15 protein-coding genes and 1 other RNA gene are annotated in these 18,339 nt (G+C 64.4%); 5 read left to right on the top strand and 11 right to left on the bottom strand.

Annotated elements, in window-relative coordinates:
* Positions 1-100: 100 nt before the first annotated feature.
* A complete protein-coding gene (locus tag ACFPTO_RS04950; protein WP_377709874.1) occupies positions 101-589 on the bottom strand; it encodes a group III truncated hemoglobin in 489 nt (162 codons plus the stop codon).
* A gap of 132 nt (positions 590-721) precedes the next feature.
* Between ACFPTO_RS04950 and ACFPTO_RS04945 the strand changes: the two genes are divergently transcribed.
* Together ACFPTO_RS04945 and clpB are read left to right on the top strand one after the other, a co-directional pair.
* Positions 722-1,225 (top strand): RrF2 family transcriptional regulator, encoded by a 504-nt coding sequence (locus ACFPTO_RS04945; protein ID WP_377709873.1) that lies wholly within the window; start codon positions 722-724, stop codon positions 1,223-1,225.
* A 175-nt stretch (positions 1,226-1,400) separates the two neighbouring features.
* The gene (clpB, locus tag ACFPTO_RS04940) at positions 1,401-3,998 is read left to right on the top strand and encodes an ATP-dependent chaperone ClpB (protein WP_377709872.1); all 2,598 of its coding nucleotides are present in this window, start codon (positions 1,401-1,403) and stop codon (positions 3,996-3,998) included.
* Positions 3,999-4,076: 78 nt separating this feature from the next.
* Here the strand turns inward: clpB and ACFPTO_RS04935 are convergent, their stop codons facing one another.
* The 10 genes from ACFPTO_RS04935 to trxA form a co-directional block, all read right to left on the bottom strand.
* Positions 4,077-4,514 carry a YidB family protein gene (locus tag ACFPTO_RS04935; protein WP_377709871.1) on the bottom strand — a complete coding sequence of 146 codons (438 nt, stop codon included), beginning with the start codon at positions 4,512-4,514 and terminating at the stop codon, positions 4,077-4,079.
* Positions 4,515-4,673: 159 nt separating this feature from the next.
* A complete protein-coding gene (locus tag ACFPTO_RS04930; RefSeq protein ID WP_377709870.1) occupies positions 4,674-5,297 on the bottom strand; it encodes a ComEA family DNA-binding protein in 624 nt (207 codons plus the stop codon).
* A 249-nt stretch (positions 5,298-5,546) separates the two neighbouring features.
* Positions 5,547-6,950, bottom strand: coding sequence for an MATE family efflux transporter (locus ACFPTO_RS04925; protein ID WP_377709868.1), 1,404 nt, complete (start codon positions 6,948-6,950; stop codon positions 5,547-5,549).
* Positions 6,951-6,957: 7 nt separating this feature from the next.
* Entirely contained in the window at positions 6,958-8,712 is a 1,755-nt protein-coding gene (locus tag ACFPTO_RS04920; protein WP_377709867.1) for an ArnT family glycosyltransferase, read from the bottom strand.
* 404 nt (positions 8,713-9,116) lie between these two features.
* The gene (locus tag ACFPTO_RS04915) at positions 9,117-9,380 is read right to left on the bottom strand and encodes a type B 50S ribosomal protein L31 (protein WP_293035906.1); all 264 of its coding nucleotides are present in this window, start codon (positions 9,378-9,380) and stop codon (positions 9,117-9,119) included.
* Between the two features lie 192 nt (positions 9,381-9,572).
* On the bottom strand, positions 9,573-10,409 hold the full coding sequence (locus ACFPTO_RS04910; RefSeq protein ID WP_377709865.1) for a M90 family metallopeptidase: 837 nt from the start codon (positions 10,407-10,409) through the stop codon (positions 9,573-9,575).
* A 42-nt stretch (positions 10,410-10,451) separates the two neighbouring features.
* Positions 10,452-12,008, bottom strand: a complete 1,557-nt coding sequence (locus ACFPTO_RS04905; protein ID WP_377709864.1) for an MFS transporter — start codon at positions 12,006-12,008, stop codon at positions 10,452-10,454.
* Positions 12,005-12,571: a MerR family transcriptional regulator gene (locus ACFPTO_RS04900; protein ID WP_377709862.1), complete on the bottom strand. Its 567-nt coding sequence runs from the start codon at positions 12,569-12,571 to the stop codon at positions 12,005-12,007. Before ACFPTO_RS04900 ends, ACFPTO_RS04905 begins: the two co-directional genes overlap by 4 nt.
* A 181-nt stretch (positions 12,572-12,752) precedes the next feature.
* Entirely contained in the window at positions 12,753-14,015 is a 1,263-nt protein-coding gene (rho, locus tag ACFPTO_RS04895) for a transcription termination factor Rho (RefSeq protein ID WP_293035914.1), read from the bottom strand.
* A gap of 257 nt (positions 14,016-14,272) precedes the next feature.
* Entirely contained in the window at positions 14,273-14,599 is a 327-nt protein-coding gene (gene trxA, locus ACFPTO_RS04890) for a thioredoxin TrxA (RefSeq protein WP_027797264.1), read from the bottom strand.
* A 483-nt stretch (positions 14,600-15,082) separates the two neighbouring features.
* Here trxA and ffs point away from each other — a divergent pair.
* The 3 genes from ffs to ACFPTO_RS04875 all read left to right on the top strand — a co-directional run bounded on the left by ffs (position 15,083) and on the right by ACFPTO_RS04875 (position 18,212).
* An RNA gene (ffs, locus tag ACFPTO_RS04885) (signal recognition particle sRNA small type) lies at positions 15,083-15,181 on the top strand.
* A gap of 276 nt (positions 15,182-15,457) precedes the next feature.
* The gene (gene dnaX / locus ACFPTO_RS04880; protein ID WP_377709860.1) at positions 15,458-17,815 is read left to right on the top strand and encodes a DNA polymerase III subunit gamma/tau; all 2,358 of its coding nucleotides are present in this window, start codon (positions 15,458-15,460) and stop codon (positions 17,813-17,815) included.
* 70 nt (positions 17,816-17,885) lie between these two features.
* On the top strand, positions 17,886-18,212 hold the full coding sequence (locus ACFPTO_RS04875; protein ID WP_296654695.1) for a YbaB/EbfC family nucleoid-associated protein: 327 nt from the start codon (positions 17,886-17,888) through the stop codon (positions 18,210-18,212).
* Positions 18,213-18,339: the final 127 nt, after the last annotated feature.

Genomic DNA, 18,339 nt, shown 5'->3' with positions numbered 1-18,339 from the left:
GTGGCCAGGTGCGCCGTGCGGTCGGCCCGTGAGTTTGTTTTGGCCGACCTGTATCTTGCCATCACGCTCACCGGCCTGAACCCGTTCGCCAGCCCGGCATTCAGTGACCGCGCCCGGAACCCACCGCGCGCTCGCGCGGTGCAATGCGCGCGAGCAGCGCCTGCTGTTCCGCCGGAATCTTGTACTCCCAGCCGAAGCGGCTCAACTGCAGGCTCTGTGCGATCCGCAGCGCGGGCTCCATGAACTGCACGGCCGCCGCGGGCCGGTAGCGCGACTCGACCGTATCGAGGAACAGATACAGCCAGTGGCTGAAATGCCTCGGCTCGATGCCGGGCAGCGGCTGATGTGCTTGCTGCACATTGCCTTGGTACGTTTTGCTGCCAAGCACGAGACTCGCCCAGAAGCGGCACATCTTCGGCAGATGGTCGTCCCACCGGCCAGCCAGCACGCCGTCGAACACCGGGCCTAGCAGCGCGTCGCCGCGCACGCGGTCGTAGAACGCGTAGACGAGTTCGCGGATGTTGTCTTCGGTGGGTTCGGTGTGCGGGGTGTGCCGTGTATCGGCGGCGAGAGCGTCGGTGGTGGTCATCTTGCAGCGTGGCGAAGAGGAAAATCGAACTGCGGTTTAATCGTGGGAATTCATGATATCGGACAAATGCACAAACGTGCACACATGACACATGTTAAGGTATGGGCTTGACCGTCGTCGCCACTGCCGATCATGAAACTGACCGACTACACTGACTACTCGCTGCGCGTGATGCTGTACCTTGCTTTGCGCGGGGATGAACTCGCGACGATCCAGGAAATCTCCGACGCTTACGGCATTTCGAAGAATCATCTGATGAAAGTCGTCCAGCGGCTCAGCGAACTCGGCTGGGTGGACACGGTCCGCGGGCGCCACGGCGGGCTGCGCCTCGCGGCGAATTCGCTCTCGCTTTCCGTGGGCGAGGTCGTGCGCCAGACGGAGACCGATCTCGCGCTGGTCGGGTGTTTCCGCGACGAGCGCACCGAGCGCGAGTGCGTCATCGAACCCCATTGCCGCCTCAAGCACGCGCTGGTGGCCGCCCGCGCGGCGTTCTTCGCCGAACTCGACCGCCACACCATCGGCGAACTGGCGCAACCGCCAGTGGAACTTGCCGGTCTGCTCGGCCTTACACCGGTCGTCTTCATGCCGCTGCCGGAGAAACATCCGGCGTCACGTCATCCGTCGCGCGAACATTGATCGACGGCTGAATTTTCTGCTTCCAGAATGCGAATTCCGGGCGCCACGCCGAGCGCCGGAACGCGTTCGTGCGCCCGATTCAATAAATCGGAAAAAATGACGTATCTGGCGCTTGAAACTCGCGCATCGCGCCTCAGATTTGGTGACAGTAAAGACACTGGAGGTCTCGTTCTAAATGAGAATCGACAAACTCACCACCAAGTTCCAGGAAGCCATTTCTGACGCGCAGAGCCTTGCCGTCGGCCACGATAACCAGTACATCGAACCAGTCCACCTGCTTGCCGCGCTCGTCGCGCAGCAGGACGGTTCCGCGCGCTCGCTGATGGCGCGCGCCGGCGTGCAGGTTCAGGCGCTGCAGAATGCGCTCAACGATGCGATCAGCCGCTTGCCGCAGGTGCGGGGCACCGACGGCAACGTGCAGATCGGCCGGGATCTGACCGGGCTGCTCAATCAGGCGGACAAGGAAGCCCAGAAGCTCAACGACACCTATATCGCGAGCGAGATGTTCCTGCTCGCCGTCGCGGAGGATCGCGGCGACGCGGGCCAGATCGCGCGCAAGCACGGACTCACGCGCAAGGCGCTCGAAGCGGCGATCGTTTCGGTGCGCGGCGGCGCGCAGGTCGACAGCCAGGACGCAGAAAGCCAGCGCGAAGCGCTCAAGAAATATGCGATCGATCTGACTGAGCGCGCGCGTGCGGGCAAGCTTGATCCGGTGATCGGCCGCGACGATGAGATTCGCCGCTCGATCCAGATCCTGCAGCGGCGCACGAAGAACAACCCGGTGCTGATCGGCGAGCCGGGCGTCGGCAAGACGGCGATCGTCGAAGGGCTCGCGCAGCGGATCGTCAACGGCGAAGTGCCCGAGACGCTCAAGGGCAAGCGCGTGCTCTCGCTCGACATGGCCGCGCTGCTCGCGGGCGCGAAGTATCGCGGCGAGTTCGAAGAGCGCCTGAAGGCCGTGCTCAACGACATCGCGAAGGACGAAGGCAGGACCATCGTCTTCATCGACGAAATTCACACGATGGTCGGCGCAGGCAAGGCCGAAGGCGCGATGGACGCGGGCAACATGCTCAAGCCCGCGCTTTCGCGCGGCGAGCTGCATTGCATCGGCGCGACCACGCTCGACGAATATCGCAAATACATCGAAAAGGATGCGGCGCTCGAGCGCCGCTTCCAGAAAGTGCTCATCGACGAACCGTCGGTCGAGGCGACCATCGCCATCCTGCGCGGTCTGCAGGAAAAGTACGAGCTGCACCACGGCGTCGAAATTACCGACCCGGCGATTGTCGCCGCGGCGGAGCTGTCGCATCGTTACATCACCGATCGCTTCTTGCCGGACAAGGCCATCGACCTGATCGACGAAGCCGCGTCGAAGATCAAGATGGAAATCGACTCGAAGCCCGAGGAGATGGACAAGCTCGACCGGCGTCTCATTCAGCTGAAGATCGAGCGCGAAGCCGTCAAGAAGGAAAAGGACGAAGCCTCGCAAAAGCGCCTGCAACTGATCGAGGAAGAGATCGACCGGCTGAGTCTGGAATATAAGGATCTCGAAGAAATCTGGACTGCGGAGAAAGCCGCCGTGCAGGGCAGCGCGCAGATCAAGGAAGAGATCGACCGCGTGCGCGCCGATATCAACAAACTCCAGCGCGAAGGCAAGCTCGAAAAGGTCGCCGAATTGCAGTACGGCAAGCTGCCGCAACTCGAATCGCAATTGAAGCAGGTGACGCAGGCCGAAGCGAACGAGCAGAACAACCCGACGCGTCATCGTCTGTTGCGCACGCAAGTAGGCGCCGAGGAAATCGCCGAAGTCGTGTCGCGCTCGACTGGCATTCCGGTGTCGCGCATGATGCAGGGCGAGCGCGAAAAGCTGCTGCAGATCGAGCAGAAGCTGCACGAGCGCGTGGTCGGGCAGGACGAGGCGATCACCGCTGTCGCCGATGCGATCCGCCGTTCGCGCGCGGGCCTCGCGGATCCGAACCGGCCGTACGGCTCGTTCCTGTTCCTCGGGCCGACGGGCGTCGGCAAGACCGAGCTCTGCAAGGCGCTCGCGGGTTTCCTGTTCGATTCGGAGGAGCACCTTATCCGCATCGACATGAGCGAGTTCATGGAGAAGCACAGCGTCGCGCGGCTGATCGGTGCGCCCCCGGGCTATGTCGGCTACGAGGAAGGCGGTTATCTCACCGAGGCCGTGCGCCGCAAGCCATATAGCGTGATCCTGCTCGACGAAATCGAGAAGGCGCACCCGGATGTGTTCAACGTGCTGCTGCAAGTGCTCGACGATGGCCGCATGACCGATGGTCAGGGCCGCACCGTGGACTTCAAGAACACGGTGATCGTGATGACGTCGAACCTCGGTTCGCACCTCATCCAGGCGATGGCGGGCGAGCCGCAGGACGCGGTGAAGGACGCGGTGTGGGGCGAAGTGAAACAGCAGTTCCGCCCCGAGTTCCTGAACCGGATCGACGAGGTCGTGGTGTTCCATGCGCTCGATCGCGCGAACATCCAGTCGATCGCGAAGATCCAGTTGCAGCGTCTGCGTGAGCGTCTGGAGAAGCTCGACATGGAGCTCGCGGTGTCGGACGAGGCGCTGGATCAGATCGCCAAGGTCGGCTACGACCCGCTGTTCGGTGCGCGGCCGCTCAAGCGCGCGCTCCAGCAGGAGATCGAGAATCCGGTCGCCAAGCTGATTCTCGCGGGCAAGTTCGGGCCGAAGGATGTGATTCCGGTCGACATCCACAACGGCCAGTTCGTGTTCGAACGCGTCATGCACTAGGCGCGCCGCCGCCAGCAAAAAGGGCAACGGAGTTTTTCCGTTGCCCTTTTTTCATGCCCGCGCGCGGGAGAGCGCAGCTTATGAAGACTTGTTGCCGCCGAACAGGGAAGCGAGGTTGCCGAGCGTGCCGAGTACGTTGCTCGTGTTGACCTGGCCGTCGGCGGGCACTTCACCGTTGGGCGTGGCCGCATTGACGACGTGCGGCAGGACCTGGGCGAGCAGGCCGCTCACCTGATCCGGCTGGATGCCGGCCTTCTGCGCGAGGCCGGAGACGACATCGGAGCCGAGCACGTTGTGCAGTTGATCCGGCGAAATCGCCTGATTGTCGCCGGTGCCGACCCACGATTGCACGACGTCGCCGAGGCCGCCTTGCTGGAACTTCTGGATGAGGCCGTTCAGGCCGCCCGGCTGGTTGTTGACGAATTCGGTCGCCATCGCGATGAGTTGGGCCTGGTTGCCGCCAGGCTGTTGCGACGACGAACCGAACAGGGAACCGAGGGTATCTAGCAGACTCATGACGTTCTCTCAGGGTGATGGCCGCGTCGGGGGGGGCGAGGCCGAAAATCGGGCGGCACACGCAAGGTGTGCCGTACGTTGCGGACCGGCATGGGCACCATCGGCAGCATCAGAACAAGCGGCCCCGGCCGGAATCCGCCAACAGACAGGCGCCGGAAATCAGGCTCCCGATGCGGCTGCGTCGGACGCAGCCTTGCTCTTCTTCGACTTGCCGGACTTCTTCGCCTTGGGTTCCGAAGCGGCGCCCGGTGCGGAGGCAGCGGTACCGGCCTTGGCTGCGCTCGCGGCTTCGGCGGCCTTTTCCTTCTTGCTCATGTGCTTCGGCTTGCCTGCGTTCGCGGCCGATGCGGCCTGCGGCGCGGTTGCCACCGCACCCGTCTGAGCCGATGTCGTCGGCTTCGGCGCCGTGGCTGTCGTGCCTGTCGCCGCTGCAGCGGCGGGCGCGGTTGGAGTGGCACTGGTGGCCGCCTTGCCGCCCTTCGTCGTAGCGGTCGTCTTGCCGCTCGGCGGCGCCGACGATCCGTTGATCGTCAGGCCCGCGGCTTCGAGGTTCAGCACCGACTTCGGGCCGACGCCCTTGACGCGGTTCACGAGATCGTCGGCGTCCTTGAACGGACCGTGTTTCGCGCGTTCGTCGAGGATTGCCTTGGCGTGGGCCGGGCCGATGCCCTTGACGGATTCGAGCGCGGTTTCATCCGCGGTGTTCACCTCCACGGCACTCGCCATCAGCGCGGACAGCGACAGCCCAAGTGCGACCAGCAACATCAGCAGCTTTTTCAGCATGACAATCACTCCATTGAGGGCAAATTCTGTAAGCCGGGAACGGACGACGCATCTGCATCTATTGGGTGTGCTGCGCTACAAGGATAGGACAGTTGGCGTATCCGTGGACGGGAAGCGTTCCGATTCTACCGGTCGTTCCGTGACGAATCATTCGCGTCGCGCGGACTTCGGCGCTTCTGCGCATTGTGCACGCGCAGGATGCGGGGCCGCAACGGCGGCGCAGGCCATCGAAGGCGCGTTTATGGCGGCTTACTGCCCCGCGACGCCGCCTGCGCGCACCTGTTGCACGCTCACCCGCGAGAGGTAAACCGCGAGCCCGGCACCGGCGATCACGAGGCTCGCCATGTTGGCGAGCCAGAACCCGCGTGCGCCGGTGGCCCAGTCGGGGAGCGTACCGATCACGTTGAAACCGAGCGCATAGCCTCCGCCGAGCCCGACGCCCCAGAGCGCGACCGCGTAGATCACGGTCGGCACGATGGCGACCTTGTAGGCGCGCAGCGCAAACGCCGTCGTGACCTGGAGCGCATCGAACACGTGATAGAGCGCGACGATCGTCACGAGCGGCATCGCGGCGACGGCCACGGCGGGGTCCGGCGTATAGCCGCCGATGATGAGCGGCCGCAGCATGAACACAGCGAGCGCGAAGCAGCACGCGATCGTCACGGCGGCGGCAATGCCGTGCCGTGCAAGCGTGCGCGCCTCGGCGGGCCGGTTGCCGCCGAGCGCCTGGGCGACGAGCGTCGAGGTTGCGACGCCGATCGAGAGCGGTGTCATGTACAGCACTGCGCCGAGATTGCCCGCGATCTGGTGCCCCGCGAGCGTCGTCGTGCCGAGCCGCGCGATGAAGATCGCCATGAAGGTGTACGAGGTCACCTCGATCAGATACGAGAGCCCCATCGGAATGCCGAGCTTGAGCAGTTCCGCCTGACGCTTCCAGCTCGGCCAGCAGAGGTGCCTGAAGATGCCGAACGGTGCGAACACGTCGAGCTTCGTCATCGTGACGGCAGCGAGGATGGCGAGCGCCCAGTTGAGCGCCGTGCTCGCGAGTGCGCAGCCCGGGCCGCCGAGCGCACTCACGCCGAGCCCGCCGAAGATGAGCCAGCGATTGAGCAGCACCTTCAGCACGAGCGCGCCCACCTGCAGGATCATCACGAGGCGCGGCCGACCGACCGCATTGGCGAGCGAACTGTAGATGCGAAACAGCAGGCTGGCAGGCAATCCGAACGCGAGCAGCCGCAGATAGTCGACGGTGCGCTCGCGCAGCGCGATGGGTGCGTGCGCGAGGTCGAGCAGCGGATCGGGAAAATAAAGGATCGTGCAACCGATCACCGCAAGCACGAGCGCGAGCCAGAATGACTGGCGTACTTCTTCGCCGATCTCGCCGTCGCGCTGCGCGCCGTAGAGTTGCGCCGCGATGGGCTGCAGCGCGGTCAGGATGCCGGTGAGGCTGATATAGACGGAGACATAGATCGACGAGCCGAGCCCGAGCGCCGCGAGGTCGAGCGCCGAATAACGCCCGACCATCGCCGTATCGATCACACCGAACGCGATGATCGCGAGCTGACCGATCAGGACCGGCCAGGCGAGTCCGGCGATGCGGCGGACGTCGCCCGCGAGGGTGCCTGCGACTGCGCCTGCGACGGTGCCTGTCACAGCGCCCTCAGTCCGGGCGCTTGCGCCAGGCGCGGCGTTTCAGGGGCGTCTGCGGCCGGTCGATGCGCACATACAGACGGAATTGCTCGTCGCGGTCGGCGGCGCGGCGGCCTTCCCAGACGAGCTTCCACGCGTAGTTCGGCGGCGCAGCCGGTGCGCCGTAGGCCGGGGTGTCCTGGCGCAGGATCACGTCGCAGTCGTCGTTGAACGAGAAGTGCATCTTGCCGAAGTAGGCGAAGGTCGCGATCTGTGCATCGCCGAGCCGGACCGGGGAGATGCACGCGTAATCGGCGGGCAGGTGGGCGGAGATCTGCTGCGCGACGTCGCGATACGTGCGGCTGAAGTTGACGACGGGCAGCCAGAGCGTCATCAGCAGGACCCACATCAGGGTCGTGCCGGCGCTCGAGAGCACGACGCTGCGCCACAACACCTTCGGATGCCGCGACACGCGCCACTGGACGAGCCCTATCCAGAAGAGCGTCACGACGACGGCGCACGCGAACGAGAGGAAGTTGAACTGCGGCGAGAAGCCGGGCGCGAGGCGCGCGAGATTGCGTGCGAGCGGAGCCGGAAAGCCGGTCATGCCCGCGAGCCACACGAGCCACACGAAGGTGCTGAGGATCGTGAAACTCAGTACAGCGAACCAGTCGATGGCGTTGATCGCGCCGCGCTTGAGCGTGGGCAGCGCGAAAGCGGCCAGCACCGACAGCGCGGGCAGCACGATCATGAAGATGCGGTTCGTCTCGTGGCTCTGCACGGATACGAGCAGCAATAGCGGCAGGATGACCGACAGCGGAATCGCGATGTGCGGCGCACGGCGCAGGCCCGCCCAGCTGAACCAGGCCCATAAGGCGAGCGGCCACGCGGGCCAGGTGAAGAGCGGCAGGTTCTTGGCGGCGTAGTGCAGCACGAAGCCCGGCGGCCCGGAGAAGGCGCTGACGCTCGACCGGATCCACTGGTTGAGGAACCACGCGGCGTCGTCGGGATAACGCTGCAGCGCGAGGATCGGCCACGACGCCGAGAGGATCAGCGCGACCGGCAACCCGGCCACGAGCAGCCAGTGCGAGCGCGTCCTGGGCGCGACGACGAGCATCACGAGCGTGCCGGCCAGCAGCGCGCCCGCCTGCACCAGATCGCTCGAGAGCGCCACGATGCCGAGTGCGAGACCCCACCAGAGCGCGCCCTGGACGGGTTTGTCGACCGCACGCACGACGCCGTACAGCAACATCGCCATGCCGGCGAACTGCATGAGCTGCGGCGTCGTTTCGTGGCCGCGCTCGGCGAGGCCGAAGCATGCGAGCAGGATCAGGAGCGCGCCGTCGGCGAGCGTGCGGCCGTAGTCGCGCGGCTCGGGCTCGCCGCCGAATGCGTATTTGAACGGCTGGACTTCGGGGCGGCGGCCCAGCAGATACGCGCTGTACCAGACGAACGCGCAGGCGAGACAGAACAGCAACCCGGTGGCGATGCGCGACGCATTGCTCGCGTCCACCCACGGCGCGAAGACGCGGATGCAGAGCGCACCGAGCCAATAGCCGAGCGGACCGTTTTCAGTGGCGTACTTGCCGACGAGGTTCGGCAGCAGCCAGTCGTGGGAGGTGCCGCCCGCCATGGTCCACATCACGCCGAAGCCGGCTGCGTCCTCGTTTTTCCAGGGATCGCGGCCAAACAGGCCGAACGACGCGAACGCGATACAGATAGCCAGCAACACCCAGCGCGGCAGGGCGCTGGTGGCGGAGGCGGTCAGTCGAATGGCTGGCTTCATTCAGTACGAAAAAAACGGATAAGCGGACCGGCTTGCGCAGCCTGGTTGCGGCATGACTGCACGGCAGCGGCAAGCCGGGGTGCTACAGCGGTCGCGGATCGCCCGGTTCACCGAGATCCGGGCCGCGGGACGTGACGGGCGCGCAGGAGCGGGCGGGGGCCGAAGCATCCGGCATTCTAGCCGGGTGAGCCGCAGCGCGTCACGTTGGGCGTTGCTTCAAAGTTGCGTCGAAGTTGCGTCGAAGTTGCGTCAGATCGCAATCCGGCAACATCACGGCGCGCGTTGTTTGACGCTGCTTGACGTTGCAGGTGCAGCCAACCGCGGAGGCAACAAAAAAGGGCAGCGACTGCTGCCCTTTTTGCTCCGGGACCGGCGCGAAGGCCGGTTCAGGTGATTCGCGAAATTTACTTCGCGACCTTGCCCGTGGCGCGTGCGCCGAACTTCTTGTTGAACTTCTCGACACGGCCGGCCGTGTCCATGATCTTTTGCGTGCCCGTGTAGAACGGATGCGATTCCGACGACACTTCGATCTTCGCGAGCGGGTACGTCTTGCCGTTGAATTCGGCGGTTTCGCGCGTCTGGATGGTCGAGCGGGTCACGAACCGGAAGTCGTTCGAAACGTCGACGAACAGAACTTCGCGGTAATCCGGGTGAATGCCTTCTTTCATGGTTTGTCCTTAAATCTGGCGGTAGCCAACCCGCGCGCCTGCAATTCACGTGCAACCCTGCACGCGCAATTGCTTGTAACGCCCAATTGCTTGTAACAATTGCTTGCGACAAATAAAGCGCGAGCCACTTGCCCAAGGTCGAAAAACGGCGATTATGCCAGAAAATCAGTCTGTTGGCGAATTTTTGCGGTGCTACTCGCCGAAACCGGCCAGGGCGCCGACTCGCGCCGGATCCTGCCGGTAAAAGCGGGCCAGCAGCCGGTAAAGCTCGGGATACTCGGACTCGAATGCGTGTGGCTTCACGAACAGGGCCTCGCTGCACACGGCGAAAAACTCCGACGGATGATCGGCCGCATAGGGATCGATCAGCGCTTCGCGCTCGAAGCGCGCCCAGCGCCGTTGCGGCACGGCGTCGACTTTCGCACAAAACTGATCGTAGGCGTTGTCGAAAACATCCGCCCAGGCATGCGCGTCGAGCGGCGCGTGCCAGCGGCGAAAAAGCGGCGGATGACCGTCCGCCTCGCCGTTCACCATGTCGATCTTGTGTGCGAACTCGTGGATCACGACGTTGTAGGCGTCGGCGCCGCCGGTCATCTGCGCGTCTTCCCACGAGAGGATCACCGGACCGCCTTCCCATGCTTCGCCGCTCGCGTCCTGCTCGACTTCGTGAATCACGCCGTCCTCGTCCTCGACGGTCTTGCGGATCACGAACTCGCCCGGATACACGATCACGCCGACCCAGCCGCGATACAGATCGAGCGACAGGTTCAGCACCGGCAGCGATGCCTGTACGGCGATTGCGACCGTCATGCGGTCGGTCAGTTCGAGATCGTGCGCGGTCGAGAATTCCTTTTGCGCGAGGAAGAGACTCGTCAGCTCGCGCAGGCGCGCGAGATCGGCGGCATCGAGATGTGCAAGGAACGGTAGGCCGTCGAGCGTGGCCTGCCAGAGCGCGTCGTCGATCGCGTGCGTGCGCAACGCCTTGTCGCGGCGGCGCGTGCCGAACCACTGGGACAGTTTCGATAGCATCGCCGGGTTGCGTCGTGAGGTGCGTGAGTTGGCGTGAAAGGGTCAGTCGATCTGCTTCTGGCAGGCTGCAAAGATACCACCGCAGATGGCCACGCCGATGAGGAAATAAAACCCGTCGAGCGAACTCAGGAAGCTCGCCTGCTGCGCGACCATGCGGTTGATCTCCACGATGGCGAGGCCGTACGCTTCGCCGGGCGCGTTGCCCAGGGCTTCGAAACCGTGCGTCAGCGTCGCGAGGGTGTTCTGGAACGCGGGATTGAACGGATTCACCGATTCCGCGAGCCGCGACTGGTGCAGCGCGAGCCGATGCTGCTCGACGATGATGACCGTGGCCGTGGCGAACGAGATCGTCAACTGCCGGACGATGTTCTTGAGGCGATAGCCGTGCGTGAACTCCTCGATCGCGAAGATGCTGAACGTGACGTTCGCGACCGGCGCCACGATGAAGAGCAGGAGGAGGCCGCGCAGCAGCAATGGTGCGATGAGCCGCGATTCGCTGACATCGGGCGGCATCCGCGTCATCCAGAAAGCGACGAGGGCCGCGAGCGCGAAACCGGGCACGATGATCCACTTCTTGCGCGTCAGGCGTTTCGAGTAGCGGAAGTACAGGAGAAGTGCGGAAGCCGAAACGAGCGACGTGATGCCGGTGAGCCGGCCCGCGTTTTCCACCGGATAGTTGAGGCCACCTTCGAGAAAGCGCGAGATCAGGTAGCTGAGCGCCGTGCTTTGATAGTAGTAGATCATGTAGAGCAGCAGGCCGACCTGGAAGGTCTTTTCGCGTAGCGCATGCAGCCGCACGAGCGGTTTGGGGTGATGCCACTGATGCCAGCCGAACCATGCGAGCGAGCCGATACCGGCCACGGTCAGCACGACCAGTTCGGGAGACCGGCTGAACAGTTCGAAGCGAACCTGTTGCATGGCGATCTGGAGCGCGCCCTGCGCGAATGCGAAGGCGATGTAGGGCCAGAAATGCGACTCTCCGCGTTCCTCGGGTTCCACATGACCCGAGTCGGGCAGGGCGAAAAACGCGAGTGCGGCGAACAGGATGCCCGCGGGCGCGGTACAGGCGAAGAGCGCACGCCAGTCGAAATGCGAAACGAGCAGGCCGCCAGCGAGCGGCGCGAGCGCGGTGGAGAGCACGAGCATCGAGAGAAACGCGCGCGTGGCCGGCGGGCGCTGCTGCGGCGTGAAACTGCTCTGGATGAGGATGCGGCAGGTGCCCATGATCGGGCAGATGAAGTAACCCTGAAAGCCGCGCGCGAAGGCGAGTTCGGACGACGATGCGCAGAGCGCGGCGATCACGGAGCCCGCCGCGTAAAGCAGCAGGCAACTGCTCACGTAGCGCCGGTAGCCCACACGCTCGACCCACCATTGCTGCTGCAGAATGCCGAGCACAGCCGCGACGGCGTATGCGCTCGACGACCAGACGAGTTCATCGGGAGAGGCGTTGATGCCGCCTGCGATGTAGCTCGCGAAGAAGGAGAAGATCGCGTTGTCGAAGTAATCGAGACCGGTTGCGAGCGCAAGCACCCACGGGAAGAAATCGCCGCGCAGCCGCCCGGCACTGAAGAGCGGTTGGCGCGATCCGGTGGCGCTCATGAAGAGGCGTCGCCGATTCCGGCGGTGGTCCGGCGTCGCCCGTTGTCAGCCCGGCGGCGTTTCTTTGCAGCGAGCCGCTCGTCGATCACCGCCTCGTAAGGCACGCCCGCGAGGCGCTTGGTCAGGTAATCGAGGTCGTCCGCGAGTTCGGCGCGCACGGTCTGCGCTTCCTTGAGTTCGCGGCGTACGGCGGCGATGCGCGCATCGAGCGTATCGATCTGCTGCGCCAGCGCGTCGGCGATATGCTGAAGCGAATCCTGCGAGTAACGTCGGCGGCCATCGACGGCAGGTTCGAGCGGCCGTTTGAGCATCTCTGCGATGCCGTGCAGCGAAAAACCCAGCGAGCGCAACCGCAGGATGCGCGCGAACTGTTCGAGATTCTGCTCGTCGTAGAGGCGGTAGCGGCCTTCGCTGCGCGTGGGCGTGACGAGACCGCGCTCCTCGTAATACTTGAGCGTGCGCGGTGTGACGTTCAACCGGAGTGCGGCGTTGCCAACGGTGAGCAGCGCGGGGGAATTCGCGGGTGGGTGCGTAGTTGGGTGCGCGGATGGGCGTTTAGCCATCGATGGTGCGGGTACGGGCGGCGACGTGTCAATTTGCCGCATTATAGTGCAACGTGAACGTTCACGTGCGTGTTGTGGGCGTCGCGCATCGGAGGGTGGAAAGGTGGGTTGCCGCGCAAAAACGGCGGTGGAAACGAAAACGCCCGCTTGGCGCGGGCGTTAGGGGCGAGGCTGACGGGCGTTAGCCGCCGCGGCGCATCATTTCGAAGAATTCGGAATTGCTCTTCGTCTGGCGAATCTTGTCGAGCAGGAATTCCATTGCTTCGACTTCGTCCATGTCGTGGATGAACTTGCGCAGCACCCAGATCTTCTGAAGGATATCCGGCTTGATGAGCAATTCTTCGCGACGCGTACCCGACTTGTTGAGGTTGATCGACGGGTAGACGCGCTTTTCCGCGAGACGGCGCTCGAGGTGCACTTCCATGTTGCCGGTGCCCTTGAATTCTTCGTAGATCACGTCGTCCATGCGGCTGCCGGTTTCGATAAGCGCCGTGCCGATGATCGTGAGCGAGCCGCCTTCCTCGATGTTGCGCGCCGCGCCGAAGAAGCGCTTTGGACGCTGCAGCGCGTTGGCGTCGACACCGCCTGTGAGCACCTTGCCCGAGGCCGGCACGACCGTGTTGTAGGCACGAGCAAGACGCGTGATCGAATCGAGCAGGATCACGACGTCATGCTTCATTTCGACGAGGCGCTTGGCCTTTTCGATGACCATTTCCGCCACTTGCACGTGACGCGCCGCTGGTTCGTCGAAGGTCGAGGCGATCACTTCGCCCGCCACCGAACGCTGCATTTCGGTCACTTCTTCCGGCCGCTCGTCGATGAGCAGCACGAACAGCACGACATCGGGATGGTTCTGCTTGATGGCGTGCGCGATGTGCTGAAGCATCACGGTCTTGCCCGACTTGGGCGAGGCGACGAGCAGGCCGCGCTGGCCTTTGCCGATGGGCGCGATCATGTCGATGATGCGGCCCGTCACGTTCTCCTCGCCGCGCATCTCACGCTCGAGCAGCAGCACCTTGTTCGGGTGCAGCGGCGTGAGATTCTCGAACATGATCTTGTGCTTCGAGGCCTCGGGCGGCTGGCCGTTGACCTTGTCCACCTTCACGAGCGCGAAGTAGCGTTCGCCGTCCTTGGGCGTGCGGACTTCGCCTTCGATCGTGTCGCCGGTGTGCAGGTTGAAGCGGCGGATCTGCGACGGGCTGATATAGATGTCGTCCGTGCTCGCGAGATACGACGTTTCCGGCGAGCGCAGGAATCCGAAGCCGTCCGGGAGCACTTCGAGCGTGCCGTCACCGAATATCGTTTCGCCAGTCTTGGCGCGCCTTTTTAGAATCGCGAACATCAGTTCCTGCTTGCGCAGGCGGTTCGCACTTTCGATCTCGAGGCCATTGGCCATCTCGATCAATTCGGAGACATGCAGAGACTTAAGCTCGGAAAGATGCATACGGAGAACCCGTCGGGGAGGACTGCGACGAAAAGAGGTCTGGGGGAAAGAAGCGAGCGGAACCGCTCTAGGACTTTATATGGCGCCGGATAGACGCGTTATGAATTCTAGCATAGCACACGCCAAAAGCTGCCAGTGTTGGGAGCCAGCGTGATTTTGCGGTGCGTGTTGTCGTTGGACAACACGCACCGTTATTTCATCGCCGCCAGCACGCGGGTCCGTTGAGAGGAAATACGCGGCGCGGCGGGCAGGGGGAATTACAGGTGGCTGTCCAGGAACGCAGTCAGTTGCGACTTGGAGAGTGCGCCGACTTTTTGCGCGGCGACAGCGCCGTTCTTGAAGAGGATCAGCGTCGGGATGCCGCGCACGCCGAACTTCACCGGCGTCGACTGGTGTTCGTCGACATTGATCTTCGCGATTTGCAGGCGATCGCCGTAGTCCTTCGCGACTTCATCGAGAATCGGCGCGATCATCTTGCACGGGCCGCACCATTCGGCCCAGAAGTCCAGCAAAACGGGTTTGTCAGATTTCACGACGTCCTGTTCGAACGATGCGTCGCTGATGTGCTTGATTTGTTCGCTCATTGTATGAATACCTCTTTCGAATCGAGGCTGACTGAATTGCTCGCCACGATACACCAAAACTGAAAACTTATCCGGGGCCACCAGAACGGCATGCCCAATCCGCGCGGACCCCGCACGAGCCTCATACGCCGTTGCGCACGGCGCAGCCCATTGCCGACGCCAGTGTAGCCTAAATCCCTATGCGTTGCCGATGGCGATAGTGCGTATGCATGCCGCAACGGTCCGGTCTCGTGGGGCATGCCCGGCGGGCTTTTTTCGCGCAGTGCTCAAGGACTGCGCTCGATCAATGCGCGCGTCGCGATCACACTCTATATAGCGGTTGGCGCGGTTGCCAGCGCAGCGCGCAGTTGCCAGCACAGCGATATTGCGGCGCGCTGCGTTGTTGCCGCCGATGCTGCCGCCTTTTTACTGCACCAGCGCGCGCAGTGCGACTTTTCGGATGAGGGTTCGCATTGCAGCGCAACCAATGTTAGAATGCGCCGTGACGGGCCTCCTCGCATGGAGGGGCGGTCAACCTGGTCAGGTCGGGAACGAAGCAGCCACAGCCGTTTTCCGCCAGTGCCGAGGGTCGGGCTCGTCACCTTCAACTTTCTTCCTGCTGTTCTCCAGTTTCCCACTTCGTTACCTCGTCGTTTCCCGTTCGAGTTACTCCTGGTTTTGCCGCGTCCGGCACGGCTTTGGCGACGCTTGCGCGATCGTCGGCGGTCAGCGTTTCGATGGCGGGATGTGCGTGCTCCGCAGCAGCCGGATCCGTCTCTTTCGCAGCGCCCGCGCGTGCCGTGCCCGAGCGCCGCGGGCTGTGCGTTTGCGCCTTGCCGAATCATCTGTGCGCGCAGGCGATGCTGATACAATTTCCCGATGACCTATCAAGTTCTCGCACGCAAGTGGCGACCGAAGGACTTCGCTTCGCTCGTCGGACAGGAGCACGTGGTGCGCGCGCTCACGCATGCACTCGACGGCGGCCGCCTGCATCACGCGTACCTCTTCACGGGCACGCGCGGCGTGGGCAAGACGACGCTGTCGCGCATCTTCGCCAAGGCACTCAACTGCGAGACCGGTGTGACATCGAAGCCGTGCGGCGTGTGCCGCGCGTGCCGGGAGATCGATGAAGGCCGCTTTGTCGACTACGTCGAAATGGATGCGGCGAGCAATCGCGGCGTCGACGAAATGGCCGCGCTGCTCGAGCGCGCCGTCTATGCGCCGGTGGATGCGCGCTTCAAGGTCTACATGATCGACGAAGTGCACATGCTGACGAACCACGCCTTCAACGCGATGCTGAAGACGCTGGAAGAGCCGCCGCCGCACGTCAAGTTCATTCTCGCGACCACCGATCCGCAGAAAATTCCGGTCACGGTGCTGTCGCGCTGTCTGCAGTTCAATCTGAAGCAGATGCCCGCGGCGAACATCGTCGAGCATCTGACGCATATCCTCGGCGAAGAGAAGGTCGAATTCGAGTCGCAGGCGCTGCGTCTGCTCGCCCGCGCCGCCGACGGTTCGATGCGCGACGCGCTCTCGTTGACCGACCAGGCGATCGCCTATTCCGCGAATCAGGTGACCGAGGAGGCCGTGCGCGGCATGCTCGGCGCGCTCGATCAAAGCTATCTGATCCGCCTGATCGACGCGCTTGTCGCGAGCGACGGCGCGGCCGTGCTCGCGATCGCGGACGAAATGGCATTGCGCAGCCTGTCGTTTTCGACGGCGCTGCAGGATCTCGCGAGCCTCTTTCACCGTATTGCGTGGGCGCAGTTCGCGCCCGCGTCGGTGCTCGAAGAGTGGCCGGAGGCGGCGGATCTGCGCCGCTTCGCCGCCGAACTCTCGCCCGAGCAGGTTCAACTGTTCTATCAGATCGCGACGCTTGGACGCAGCGAACTGGGACTCGCGCCCGACGAATACGCGGGCTTCACGATGACCCTGCTGCGCATGCTTGCGTTCGAGCCTTCGACGGGCGCAGGCAATGTCGGCAGTGCGCTTGCGTCGAAGCCTGCAGCGGCGAGTTCCGGGGCGAGGGCGGCTGCGCCTGCGCTGGCGAGTTCTGCCACCAGCGCCGCGGCACAGATGCCTCGTCCGGTTGCGGCGGTGCAATCTGCTGCACCACGCACGCTTCCGAACGAAGCAGGCAAACCCACGGCTGCGCCGAAGGCTGCTGAGGTCGACGTAGAAACAATGCCCGCTGCGCCGCGCGTTGTGCCGCCGTGGGAATCAGCCGACGAGGGGCAATCTGAGATTCAAACTGGCGCGCAGGACGTGGCGCCCGAAAGTCGGGGCGACGCGCCTGTGGCGGCGACAACGCCAGTCGAGGCAAAACCGGCCGAGCCCGAACCGCAAGCCGAGCCCGATGCGGCAGCGGGCTCTGCCGAGGCATCGGGTGCGCGCGGCGGCGCAAGCGCGGCACTCGATGTGCTGCGCAGCAAGGGCATGCGTGTATCGGCCGATCGCGGTAGCCGCGCCGCTGCCAGCGCACCCGCTGCCGCGCCCAGATCCGCCGCGCCGCGCGCCGAAGTGAAGGTGCCGACGCCGGACCCCGCTCGCCGCGCTGCCGCCGCGCAGGAAGCGCAGCAGCGTCAGCCGGCCCGTGGTGCGAGCGCCCCGGACGCTGCATTGGCGCCGCCATGGGACGACATTCCGCCCGACGACTACGTGCCCCTCGGCGCAGACGACGCCTATTTCGCATCGCCCGACGACGGCTTCGTGCCGGCATACGACAGTGAACCGGCGGCACAGCGCACCGCCGCGCCTGCGGCGACGCCCGCAGCGGCCGTCGTGGACGTCAGCAAGCTGCCGCCGGGCATTGCGCTCGACGCGATCGGCTTCACGGGCGACTGGCCCGCGCTTGCCGCGACGCTGCCGCTCAAGGGCATCTCGTACCAGCTCGCATTCAATAGCGAACTGACCGCACTCGACGGCGCGGTGCTCAAGCTGAGCGTGCCGGTGCCGCAATACGCGGAAGCCTCGCAGGTCGCGAAACTGAAGGCGGCGCTTGCCGAGCGGCTCGGCAAGGACGTGGACGTTGCGGTGGTCGTGGGCCCCGCGCGCCGCACGGCCGCCGCGCTCGACGCCGCCGCGCGCGCCGGACGTCAACGCGACGCCGAACGCGAAATCGGCGCGGATCCGTTCGTTCAGCAACTGATTCGAGACTTCGGCGCGAGTATCGTGCCGGGTTCGATCCGCCCGGTCGTGCTCGACGCGGCGCCGGGCAGCGGCCAGGCCGCCCATTGATTTGCGGCGCGCGGCACAGGTGGTGCCGCGCGCTTTTCCGAATACAAACGATCCAGAAGGAGTCACGATCATGATGAAAGGTCAAATAGCCGGGCTGATGAAGCAGGCCCAGCAGATGCAGGAAAACATGAAGAAGATGCAGGAGCAGCTTGCCCAGATCGAGGTCGAGGGTCAGGCGGGCGCCGGTCTGGTCAAGGTGACGATGACGTGCCGCAACGACGTGCGCCGCGTGACGATCGATCCGAGCCTGCTCGCGGACGACAAGGACATGCTCGAAGACCTCGTCGCGGCGGCGTTCAACGACGCAGTGCGCAAGGCCGAAGCCACGTCGCAGGAAAAGATGGGCGGCATGACCGCCGGTCTGCCGCTGCCCCCGGGCTTCAAGCTGCCGTTCTGATGCCGTACAGGCGGGCCGCGCGCGTTTGCGCCGCGGCCCGTTTTTCACAGGGCCGCGCCATGCGCCGTTCGCCCGGTTCGCCCAGTTTGCGGCTTTACGCCGCAAGATCCATCGATTCGCCACGCTG

This window comes from Paraburkholderia denitrificans (genome assembly GCF_042655705.1).
GTDB lineage: Bacteria > Pseudomonadota > Gammaproteobacteria > Burkholderiales > Burkholderiaceae > Paraburkholderia > Paraburkholderia denitrificans.
The sequence above is the reverse complement of the archived record's forward strand: the minus strand, read 5'-3'. Positions and strand labels throughout refer to the sequence as shown.

Excerpts from the sequence above, each read along its gene's own strand:
- ACFPTO_RS04950 (WP_377709874.1), bottom strand. The coding sequence starts at position 589 with ATGACCACCACCGACGCTCTCGCCGCCGATACACGGCACACCCCGCAC.
- ACFPTO_RS04945 (WP_377709873.1), top strand. The coding sequence starts at position 722 with ATGAAACTGACCGACTACACTGACTACTCGCTGCGCGTGATGCTGTAC.
- clpB (WP_377709872.1), top strand. The coding sequence starts at position 1,401 with ATGAGAATCGACAAACTCACCACCAAGTTCCAGGAAGCCATTTCTGAC.
- ACFPTO_RS04935 (WP_377709871.1), bottom strand. The coding sequence starts at position 4,514 with ATGAGTCTGCTAGATACCCTCGGTTCCCTGTTCGGTTCGTCGTCGCAA.
- ACFPTO_RS04930 (WP_377709870.1), bottom strand. The coding sequence starts at position 5,297 with ATGCTGAAAAAGCTGCTGATGTTGCTGGTCGCACTTGGGCTGTCGCTG.
- ACFPTO_RS04920 (WP_377709867.1), bottom strand. The coding sequence starts at position 8,712 with ATGAAGCCAGCCATTCGACTGACCGCCTCCGCCACCAGCGCCCTGCCG.
- ACFPTO_RS04915 (WP_293035906.1), bottom strand. The coding sequence starts at position 9,380 with ATGAAAGAAGGCATTCACCCGGATTACCGCGAAGTTCTGTTCGTCGAC.
- ACFPTO_RS04910 (WP_377709865.1), bottom strand. The coding sequence starts at position 10,409 with ATGCTATCGAAACTGTCCCAGTGGTTCGGCACGCGCCGCCGCGACAAG.
- ACFPTO_RS04905 (WP_377709864.1), bottom strand. The coding sequence starts at position 12,008 with ATGAGCGCCACCGGATCGCGCCAACCGCTCTTCAGTGCCGGGCGGCTG.
- ACFPTO_RS04900 (WP_377709862.1), bottom strand. The coding sequence starts at position 12,571 with ATGGCTAAACGCCCATCCGCGCACCCAACTACGCACCCACCCGCGAAT.
- rho (WP_293035914.1), bottom strand. The coding sequence starts at position 14,015 with ATGCATCTTTCCGAGCTTAAGTCTCTGCATGTCTCCGAATTGATCGAG.
- trxA (WP_027797264.1), bottom strand. The coding sequence starts at position 14,599 with ATGAGCGAACAAATCAAGCACATCAGCGACGCATCGTTCGAACAGGAC.
- dnaX (WP_377709860.1), top strand. The coding sequence starts at position 15,458 with ATGACCTATCAAGTTCTCGCACGCAAGTGGCGACCGAAGGACTTCGCT.
- ACFPTO_RS04875 (WP_296654695.1), top strand. The coding sequence starts at position 17,886 with ATGATGAAAGGTCAAATAGCCGGGCTGATGAAGCAGGCCCAGCAGATG.